We start from the raw sequence: 10212 nt of genomic DNA on the forward strand, positions 1-10212 counted from the left end.
GTGAGTGCGGGGACGGCAGTGCCCAGTGCCCAGGTTCAAGTGCCCGGTGCGGGCCTCACGGCGGCCCCCACCCGGGCTCGCATTATTCGCCCACCCTCCCCCAAAACAGACTGGGGGAGGGTTGTCGGGGCTAAGGGTTCCGCGTGGGGCAGCACGGATGGTCGCGGTCGTCGGGCGGCTGAGCGACTGAAGTCGCCGCAACGACGGCTGAAAGCCTCACGGTACGGCTGTGAGGCTGCGCCTGCGCGAGGGCGTGGTTCGGTGCCGAACGCCGCCCTCGCGGTGAGGTCTCCCTTCATCCAGGGTTTTTTGGGGGAAGGGCCGGGGATGGGGGCCTCTCTCCGCCGCGCCGAACTTCGCCTCCCGCGCCAATCCGGGGTGTGCTCCCTTTCCCACATCTGTTCGTGGGAGAGGGTCGTCGTGCGCAGCACGCGGGGTGAGGGCCACAGCGGCGGCCGCGCACCGTCGTCTGCTCGTCGCCCGAACTGTGTGCTTTTCTCCCCTTTCCGTGCGGGGTTTGCACGGGGAGGGGCCGGGGGAGGAGCCCCGAAGCCCGGCGCCCGCCCCGGCCGCCGCCCGGCGCACGCGTTCTCCCTGCCCTCCTCCCCCCGCGCGTGCCGATGAGCGCGACGGCGGAGTTTCTTCCCCCGCACCTGCTGGAGCGCTTGGGCGGGCTGGACCTGATCGCGCGCACCGTGGTGCGCGGCTTCCAGTCCGGCGTGCACCGCTCTCCCCAGCGCGGCGTGGGCGAGGACTTCGCCAAGCACCGCGACTACCAGCAGGGCGACGACGTCCGCTACCTGGACTGGAAGCTGTACGCCCGCACCGACCGCCTGTACGTCCGCGAGTTCGAGGAGCGCAGCAACCTGCAGTGCTTTCTTGTCGTCGACGAGTCCGCGTCCATGGACTACGCGGAGCCGGGAGGCGTGAGCAAGCACCGCTACGCCGCCTATGTGGCCGCCGCGCTCGCCCACGTCATGCTCGGCCACGGCGACGCGGTGGGGCTCGCCACCTTCGGCGCCGCGCCGCGGCTGCTGCTGGCGCCCCGCTCCCGCCGCGGCCACCTGCACGACCTGCTGCTGCAACTGGAGCGGATGAAGCCCGCGGGCTCCGGCTCCGCCGCGCCGGTGCTGGACCTGGTGGGCGGGGCGCTGCAGCGTCGGGGGCGCATCATCCTCATCACCGACCTGCTGGAGGAGGATGGCGGCGAGGCGGTCAGCACCGCGCTGGGCCGCTTGCGCGCGCGCGGCGACGAGGTCGTGGTGATGCGCGTGCTGACGCCGGCGGAATCGGGGGAGCGCGCGCCGGGAGCGGGGCTGTTCTTTGACCCGGAGCACCCATCCACCGAACTCCCCGCCACGCCGGACGCGGACGCCGGCTACGCCCGCCGCGTGGGCGCCTACTACGACGCGCTCGCCAACCGCCTGCGCGAGCGCGCGGTGGAGTACGTTCCGCTCACCACTGCGCAGCCGGTGGAAGAGGCGCTGGTGGCGTGGGCCAACGCGCGGCGGGGGTGAGGGCGTGCTGACGCTCGCCGCGCCCGGGTTTCTGCTCGCCGGCATCCTGGGGATGCTGGTGCCGCTCGCCCTGCACCTCATCCGCCGCCGCCCGCCGCAGCGCGCCGCGCTCCCGACGGCGCGGTTCCTTTCCGCAGATCCGCGCAACGCGGTCCGCGTCAGCCGTCCCACGGACGTGCCGCTGCTGATCCTGCGCATGCTGCTGCTCCTTCTGCTGGGCGCCGCGCTCGCGCGCCCGGCATGGATTCCGGCGCGCGCGGGGACGGGCACCGTGGTTCTGCTGGACCGCGGCGCGTCGTCACGCACCGAGTGGCCGCGCGCCGTCGCCGCGGCCGCGGAGGCGGTGATGGGGCCGGAGGGCGAGCCCCGGGGCGAACTGGTGCTGTTCGACAGCACGGCCCGCCACGTGCCGCGCGCGCAGCTGAACGCGGATTTCTTCGCGGCGCTCACCCGCGGCGGGGCGACGACGGCGCGCTCCGACTTGGCCGCCGCGCTCCGCGCCATTCCACCCGCCGCCCGCGGCCTGCGCGGCGCGGACTCGGTTTCCGTGCGATGGATTTCCGCCTTTCCGCAGAGCGGATGGTCCTCGGGGCTGGCTCCGCTCCGCCGCGCTGCCTGGCCGGGGCGGGTGGAGATGGTGCCGCTCCGCGTCGGCGCGGATTCGGCGGTGGCGGATTCCGCGCGCTCGCGCCGCGCGGCGGTGGTCGCGGCGGACGGCGGGCGATACGCGGCCGCGGCGCTCGGCGCGCTGGGATACGCGGCGCGGACCGTGGCGCCCGGCGCCGCGTCATCCCTCCCGGAAGACGTCATCGTCGTGCTGGATGCACCCGCCGCCGCGCAGCCGCCGCTGATGGACCGCGCGCGCGCCGGAGCGACGGTTGTCTTCTCCGCGCGCGCGGCGGAGGCTGTCGACGGTCTTCCCTGGCGTCCTTCCGCCGGAGCGCCGGGCGCGGGAACGATGTGGTTCGGCCCGGAACTGCGGCTCGGCGGGGCGGCGGGGCGGGCGGGCGGCACCCCGGCCACGGACGCGCGCATCGTCGCCGCGTGGGATGACGGGCGTCCCGCGGCCGTTTCGCGCCGCCTGGGGCGCGGCTGCGTCGTCGTGGCCGGGACCGCGCTGGAGGGCGGGGAACTGCCGTTACAGGCGGAATACCCCGCCGCGCTGGGCCGCCTTGCGCGGGGCTGCGAGGACGAACCGAGGACGGCGGATCGCCCGCTGGACAGCGGGGCGCTCTCCCTGCTGCGGGGAAGCGGCCCCGGGGTGATCCCCGCCAGCCGCCTGGGCGCCGCGGAGGGCGGATTGGCGTTCGGCCGCTGGCTGCTGGCCGCCGCACTCCTGGTCGCGCTGCTGGAAACGCTGCTCGCCTACCGCCGCAGGACCGCCGCATGAGCACCATCGCGCACGCACCGCCATCCACTTCCCGCCCGCTCCGTGCACCCGCGGACCGGCTGATCGCCGGCGTGCGCGCGGCGTGGCGGCGCTCCGTGCTGCTGCGCGCCCTTGTGATCGGCCCCGCGCTCTTCGCCGCCGCGGCCGTCGCGCTGGTGCTCATCGACCTGCTGATCCCCCTGCGCGCCGTGCTGCGCGAAACGCTACGCTGGCTGCCGCCGCTGATGGGCGCGGGGTGGATTGGGTACGCCCTCTACCGCATCCTGAATCCGCCACCGCCGCGCCGCTTTGCCCTGCTGGCGGAGGAGCGCATCCCCGCGCTGGAGAACCGGCTGCTGACCGCGTTCGACATGGCGGAGACGGTGCCGGACGGCGTCGTGCACCGCGCGTTCGTGGCGGATACGGAGCGGAGGCTGCAGGCCGCTGGACCGCGCGGCGTGGCTCCGCTGCACCTGCGGACGCCCGCGACCATCCTCGCCCTGTCCATCGGGATCGCGGCGCTGTTCGCCCTCGCCTTTCCCGGCGCCGCGCGCGAGGCGCTGTCGCGGTGGATGCATCCGGCGGACGCATACGCGAGCAAGTGGCGCGAGGTGCGGGCGAACACGCTCCCCGCCGTGCCGCCCGCGCCCATGCCGATGTTCGACGAGTTCCGGTGGCGCGTGCAGCCCCCCGCGTACGCCGGGCTGGCGGTGGAAGAAGGGCGCGGCGACGAGCCGGTGAGCGCGCTGCCGGGGAGCCACGTGCGCCTGCGCAGCCGCTTTCCCGGCCGATGGGACGCGGTCCGCGCCTCGGCTATCGGCGGCGCGCCCGTCGCGGTGCGCCGCGAGGGGGAGGAGTGGGTGGTGGACTACACGATGCCCGCGGACGCCAAGGGGCTGACGCTGGAAGCCGTCGCCAGCGGCGAGACCATCGACCGGCGCGTCGTTCCGCTCATCCCGCTGCCGGACCAGGCGCCGGACGTTCAGCTCCTGGCGCCGGACGCGGACCTGGTGCTCGCCCAGCCAAGCGGCCGCCTCACCGTTCGCGCCAGCGCCGGGGATGACTACGGCGTGGGCGCCTTCTGGCTGCACTGGACCCGCAGCCGGGGGAGCGGCGAATCGTACGAGTTCACCGAGGGCGACTGGCAGTTCACGCGCGTGGCGCGAAACGGCAGGACGGCGAGCGGCGACTTCTCCATCGACCTCGCCACCCTCGGCCTGCAGGCGGGGGACGTGATGCACCTGCGCGCCACGGCTCGCGACCGCAACGACGTCACCGGGCCGGGGGAAAGCGTGTCGCGCACGCGCATCGTCCGCATCGCCCGGCCCGACGAGTTCGACCAGGTGAACACGGACCTGGGGCTCCCCTCGGAGCTGCCCAAGGACCCCGTCCTGAGCCAGCGGATGATCATCCTCATGACGGAGCGGCTGGTGCGCGACGCGCCGCGGATGCAGCGGGCGGAGGTGCAGGCGCGCAGCAACGAGATCGCGCGCGAGCAGGGGCGGCTGCGCGAGGTGGTGGGCGAGCAGATCTACATTCGCGGCGCGGATTCCGGGGTGCAGCCGCAGGGCGTGGACTTCGGCTACCTGGAAAGCGGCGGCGGCGCGGGTGGCGGCCACGCGGCAGGCGACAGCCACGGCGCGGAGCCCGCGCCCGCCGCGGCGACGGAAGAAGCGACGCTGGAGGCAGCTTCCGAGGCCACGGGGCAGGGCACCATCGACGAGGTGAGCCACAAGCACGACGAGGGCGACCTGCTGGACGTGAACCGCAGCCTTCTGACGCTGCACAATCTGATGTGGAGCGCGGAGGGGCAGCTCAAGCTCATCCGGCCGGATTCGTCGCTGCCGCACCAGTACGAGGCGCTGCGGATGATCCAGGCCATGCAGCGCGCGGAACGCGTGTTTCCGCGCGGCAACGTCGCGGTGGACCCCATCAACGTGGCCGAGGCACGCGGGCAGGGGAAGATGGACGACGTGGGCCCCGTGGCGCGGACGCGCGGCGCCGCGCTGGCCAGCCTGGGCCCGCTGCTGGCGGAGCTTGACCGCGTGGCGGCGGGAATCGGCAGGCGCGCGCCGCGGCAGTCCGCGCTGGAGGTGTCGGCCCTGGCCGCGCGGGCGCTGGAGGCGGGGGTGGACCGGCAGGCCGCCGCGCTGATCTCGCAGGCGTCCGGAGAGGCGGGCGCGGGGCGAGTGGAGCGTGCCCGCGACCTGCTGCGCCGGGCGCGCGGGCGCCTGTCCCCCTCCGCGGGCGCGGGCGCGAGGCCGCTGCCCTCCACGGCGGATCCCGCCGCGGCGGAGTACTTCCGGCGGATCGGGAGGGGCGGATGAGAACCGCGGCCTCGGTCCGCCGCGCCGCGCTCGCCGCCGCGCTGGTTGCACTGGCGCTCGCCGCGCCGGGCGTGCGCTCCGCACCCTCCGTTGCCGCCGCGCGTGGGCCGGCGGCGCTCCCGGCCCAAGCCGCGCCCGCCGGACGCGGGCCGGAGGCGTTCACCTTCGCCACGGCCAGGTACGAGAGCGGAAACTGGGACTCGGCGCCGCTCGTGCCGACGAACATCCTGCACTCCGTGGCGCAGTACACGGCCATCCCCGTCGCGTCGCAGGGCGTGCTGGTGGACCTGAGCAGCCCGGAGATCTTCCGCTTTCCCTACCTGTTCCTGACCGGCCACCTGCCGCTCCGCTTCAACCCGCAGGAAAACGCCAACCTCAAGGCGTACGTGGAGCGCGGCGGGCTGCTGCACGTCGAGGATCACAGCCACGACGTGGACGGCGGCTTTCACAAGACGGCGGTCGCCGAGCTGCGCCGCATCTTCGGGGCGAACGCGCTCCGGCCCATTCCCAACACCCACGAGCTGTACCGCTCGTTCTTTCTGTTCCCGGACGGCCCTCCCACCACCAGCCACGAGCTGAACGGCTGGGGCGACGGGCTGGTGCACGAGAACCTGCTGGGCGTGGAGGTGAACGGGCGGCTGGGGGTGCTGTACAGCAACAAGGACTACGCGTCGGAGTGGAACTACCACGCGCGCAACAAGCGTTTCCAGTCGGTGGACAACACCCGGTTCGGCGTGAACATCGTCGTGTACGCGCTCACCCGATGAAGGCCGCCGCCGCGCTGCGCGTCCTGGTCCTCTCGCTTTTGGTCGCGGCGCTGGCGCTTCCCGTGTGGCGGACGCGTACCGGCCCCCTGGCGCCCGCCTGGCTGGGGGATGCGAAAGCGCTGGAAGGGCGGAGCGATTCGCTGCTGGTGGGCCGCGCGCCTCCCGCCATCGCGCGTGCATCCACGGATGCGCCCACCGCGCGCGAACTGGAACTGCTGGCCGCTGCCTCCCGCCGCGCGCCGCTTTACGCGGCGCTGCCGCGTACCCCCGTTTCGGTCGGAGTGCAGCCCCCTGCGCGTGCCCTCTCCGGCCGTGCCGCCGCTGTCGGCTTCCGTGTGCGCGGCGCGCCGGGGGACAGCGTGCGCGTCCGCGTGGCGGACGAGAGCGGCATGCTGGACAGCGTTTCCGTGCGGCTGGACGCGTCCGGCGGCGCGTCGGGCGCGTTCCGCGTGCGTCCGCCGCGCGCGGGGTGGCGGGAGTGGATCGTGGATGCGGGCGGGCGGACGGTGCGGACAGGCGCGTGGGTAGACAGCGCCGGGGCGCCGCGCGTGCTGGTGCGCGCCGGATTTCCGCACTGGGAAAGCAAGTTCGTGGTCCGCGCGCTGGAGGAGTCCGGCGCGATTGTCGAGACGGGGTTCGACCTGGGCCGCGGCCAGTCCGTCGCCGCGGGTGGGGGCGCCGCGACCCCGGACCGCCTGGCCCGCACCGACGCCGCCGTAGTGCTGGACGCCACGCCCGTGGCGGAAGCGGAACGGCGCGCGCTGGCGGAGTGGGCGTCCGCGCGGGGCGGCGGCGTGCTGCTGGTGGGGGGGCAGGGCGCGGCCGGCGCGTTCGGCTTGGCGGCGGATGCGCAGTCACGCGCGGTGGACGGGCCGGCGGTGGCGTGGACGCTGCCCCCGGAGCTCGCCGCGCTCCCCGCGGACCGGGTGCGCTCGGCGGCGGCGGTGTTCGGCGCGGTGCGGCCCGGCACCGCCGTGGGCGCCACGGCGGGTGGCGGCGGCGTGCTCGCGCTGCGGCCGCTGGGCCGGGGGCGCGCCGCTGCGCTGGCGTTGACGGAGACGTGGCGGTGGCGGATGGAGGCCGGCCGGCTGGCGGAGCACCGGGAGTTCTGGCGCGCGCTGGTGGACTGGCTCGCTTCCGCGCCGCGCGACCCGCTCTCCATCCAGCTTCCGGAGCCGGTCGCGCCGGCCGGTGCGCGGCGGGAACTGATCGTCTACGCCGCGCCGGACGCGGCGGGCGCCGTGCCGGCGCTGGTGGTGCGCGGACCGGACAATCACGTGGACACGCTGGCCCTGGCGGCGGACCCCGCGCGCCCCGGGGTGCTGCGCGCCGCCATGGTTCCGGCAGACACGGGGCTGTACACGGTCGCGTTCGCGGGCCGCGCCACCAGCGCCGCCTTTCGCGCCACCGCGGGCACGGGTGCGGCGGAGGATGGATGGGCGCGCCTGGCGATGATCGCGGGCTCTTCGGGCGGGCGGATGCTCCCGGCGGATTCGCTCCGCGGCGTGGTCCAGCGCCTCGCCCCCGCCGGCGCGTCGGAGGGATCGCGCCTGCCGCTCGCCGCGCTGCTCTTCGGCGCCGTGCTCCTGGCCGCCGCCGCCGAATGGGCCATCCGCCGCCTGCGCGGCGCGGCGTGAAGGGGGGCGTGGATCGGAGTGGATGGCGGCGGGCGGGGGCGAGGCGGATCGCAGGCTTCACGTGCGGCCCCCACCCGGGCCGGCACCACCGGCCCACCCTCCCCCAAAACGGACTGGGGGAGGGTTGATGGGGCGGAGACTCCGGCGCGGATTCCAGGATTCGACGCAGCCGAAAGGGGCTGAGCGACTGAAGTCGCCGCAACAACGGCGGAAAGTCCCCCCAAACAGACGGGGGGACTTCACCTGCACGCGGCGGAAAGGCAGGGGCGGGAGGCATGTATCCGCTCGGCGGCCGGTGCTGATGAGCGAGTGAACTCGCCGCAACAACGGCTGAAAGCCTCACGATACAGCCGTGAGGCTGGTCCGGCTCCGGCCATGAGTTCGGCGCCGACCTCTGCCCCTGCGCCGAACGGCTCCCCCTCTCCCGCGGAGCGGGCGGAGCGGGCGGAGGGGGTTGGGGGGAGGGGGCCTCCTCCGCCCGCACCGGCACCGTCCGGAATCGGCCGATCTGCTGCTCCCCCCTCTCCGCGCGGCTGTTTGCGCGGGGAGGGCCGCAGTTGGGGTGTGCCCCCTCTCCCACATCTGTTCGTGGGAGAGGGTGGCGAGCTTCAGCGAGCCGGGTGAGGGCCACACCCTCCGCGTGCGCGCCGATCCGCCCATGCCACTGCAACTGCCTCTGCTACCGGATCAGCGGGTTGCAATCCGGGTACGACGGTGGAAGATTCCCATCATCCCGATCCACACAGCCACGCCCGCACCAACCGCATGATCAACCGTACTGCGCGGCTCGCCGCGCTCGTTCTCATCCCGCTCCTGAGCGCAACCGCCGCGCGCGCGCAGGAGGCGCTGCCCCGCGTGCTGCCGTGGGGCATCACCGGCGCGGAGGCCTCGACGCAGCTGACGGCCGGCGACGACCTGCGCATCGTCACCACGCGCGCCGGGCGCGAGATCTACGCGGTGTCCAGCAAGACGCCCATGCAGGCCGTCGCGATTCTGTCGCGCGACATGCTGGTGGGGCTGCTGTACTTTCATGCGGAGAACGCGGTTGTGAGCGCGCGTGACCTGTTCGCGCAGGCACTTGCGACCGCCGAGCGCATCCATGGCCCTCCGTACTGCCGCCGTCCAGACCACGCCGTGTGGGCGCTGGACGGCACGGTGCTGGAAGTGCGCCTGCGCCGTCCGCGCGGCGATGGTGCGCGCGGCGCGGAGATCCGCTACACCGGTCCCGGCTACGAGGCGGAGATGGCCCGCCGCGCCGCCGTGACCGCCGCCGCGCCCCGCCCCCGTCCGCGTCCCGCCGCGGGTGGCCGCCGCCTGCTGGGTGTCTCGGCTGATTCCGTCGCACCGGAGCCCGCCACCGCGGCGCCGGATTCCGCCACCGCGCCGCCGCCCGCGGCCGCACCGGTGCCGGTGGACCCGCAGGCCGCCGTCCGCGCGCTCTGCGGTTGAGGGCGAAGCGGGGGAGATGAAGAACGGGGCTGCATCCAGGTGGATGCAGCCCCGTTCGTTTTCGGTCAGCGCCGGTCAGCGGCGGTCGTTGCTGTCGCCGATGGTGCCGCCCGTGGCCGTTCCGCCGCCCGCGTCCGTACCCGTCCCCGCATCCGATCCCAGGAAGCGCGGAAACACGTCCGGGTCGCCCAGCCCGCTGGTGCCGCCTCCGCCGATGTCGTTGCTGGCGAGGCCGGCATCGCCATCGGGACCGTCCTGCAGCCCGCTTCCCGAGTTGCCGTCCGTCTCCGACGCGCTGGCGTGGCCGGCGGCGCCCTGCGTGTGGCGGTGGTGCGCGGCTCCGGTGTCGCGGCCGCGACCGGGCGCGCCCAGGTCCCCGGCCACGTCGCCGTCACCCGCGCGGTCCGCGCCGTCCGTGGCCGGTGCGCCGCCCAGGTCACGCCCGCCGGCCCCGCCGCCAAAGCCGCCCAGATCACCGCCGCCCACGCCGGACGCGCTTCCGCCCAGGTCGCCGCCGCCCTGCGGAGCCGCGCCCTTGTGCCCGCCCCCGAAGCCCTGTCCGTCGCCGCCGCCGATGTTGTCGCGTTCCTCTTGCATCGTCCTCCTCCGGGTGATGGTCAGGCGGCGCTGGCTACGCAAGTTGTTGACCCGCACGGGTGCGGCGGGAAAGGGTCCGTGTTGTCCCTGATGCGCGCATGCACTCACCCCTCCCGCGACTCGAACGCCCGCACCTCGCCCCGGCGCGTCCGCCCCGGCATATTGCCGCGCGTGTCCTCTGACCCTGGAGATGGCGTGAAGACAACGGCGTTCGTGAGCCACGAAGACTGCTCCCTGCACGACACGGGGTGGAACCACCCGGACCACCAGGGGCGGCTCCCGGCGGTGGTGAGGGCGGTGCAGCGCGACATGGTGGCGCTGTGGGGCCCCGTGCTGCAGTTGGAGGGCACACCTGCGTCGGAAAAAGATCTGCTCCTGGTGCACACCCCCGCGTACCTGGACCGCCTGCGCGCGGCGAGCGGCGAGGCGCACGCGCAGGGCCGCACTCTGGAGATGGACGGCGTTCCCGTGAGCGGTGCCTCGTGGGACTCGGCCAGCGCCGCTGCGGGGTGCGCGCTCACCGCCGTTCACGCCGTCCTCGACGGCGAG

7 protein-coding genes and 1 pseudogene are annotated in these 10212 nt (G+C 74.8%); 7 read left to right on the forward strand and 1 reads right to left on the reverse strand.

Annotated elements, in window-relative coordinates; genetic code table 11:
• The first annotated feature begins 620 nt into the window (after positions 1–620).
• From VF665_RS01055 to VF665_RS01080, 6 genes are all read left to right on the forward strand, one after another.
• Complete coding sequence (locus VF665_RS01055; RefSeq protein WP_331051543.1) at positions 621–1517, forward strand: DUF58 domain-containing protein; 897 nt, start codon at positions 621–623, stop codon at positions 1515–1517.
• A 4-nt stretch (positions 1518–1521) separates the two neighbouring features.
• Positions 1522–2907, forward strand: a complete 1386-nt coding sequence (locus VF665_RS01060; RefSeq protein ID WP_331051544.1) for a BatA domain-containing protein — start codon at positions 1522–1524, stop codon at positions 2905–2907.
• Positions 2904–5213 (forward strand): hypothetical protein, encoded by a 2310-nt coding sequence (locus VF665_RS01065; protein ID WP_331051545.1) that lies wholly within the window; start codon positions 2904–2906, stop codon positions 5211–5213. Before VF665_RS01060 ends, VF665_RS01065 begins: the two co-directional genes overlap by 4 nt.
• Positions 5210–5980, forward strand: a complete 771-nt coding sequence (locus VF665_RS01070) for a DUF4159 domain-containing protein (protein WP_331051546.1) — start codon at positions 5210–5212, stop codon at positions 5978–5980. Before VF665_RS01065 ends, VF665_RS01070 begins: the two co-directional genes overlap by 4 nt.
• Positions 5977–7617 carry a hypothetical protein gene (locus tag VF665_RS01075; RefSeq protein WP_331051547.1) on the forward strand — a complete coding sequence of 547 codons (1641 nt, stop codon included), beginning with the start codon at positions 5977–5979 and terminating at the stop codon, positions 7615–7617. Before VF665_RS01070 ends, VF665_RS01075 begins: the two co-directional genes overlap by 4 nt.
• A gap of 765 nt (positions 7618–8382) precedes the next feature.
• Complete coding sequence (locus VF665_RS01080) at positions 8383–9066, forward strand: hypothetical protein (RefSeq protein ID WP_331051548.1); 684 nt, start codon at positions 8383–8385, stop codon at positions 9064–9066.
• Positions 9067–9141: 75 nt separating this feature from the next.
• Here the strand turns inward: VF665_RS01080 and VF665_RS01085 are convergent, their stop codons facing one another.
• Positions 9142–9663, reverse strand: coding sequence for a hypothetical protein (locus VF665_RS01085; protein ID WP_331051549.1), 522 nt, complete (start codon positions 9661–9663; stop codon positions 9142–9144).
• Between the two features lie 195 nt (positions 9664–9858).
• Between VF665_RS01085 and VF665_RS01090 the strand changes: the two are divergent.
• Positions 9859–10212: pseudogene (locus tag VF665_RS01090) on the forward strand (histone deacetylase); the annotation flags it as partial.

This window comes from Longimicrobium sp., assembly GCF_036387355.1.
In the GTDB taxonomy this organism is placed as follows: Bacteria; Gemmatimonadota; Gemmatimonadetes; order Longimicrobiales; family Longimicrobiaceae; genus Longimicrobium.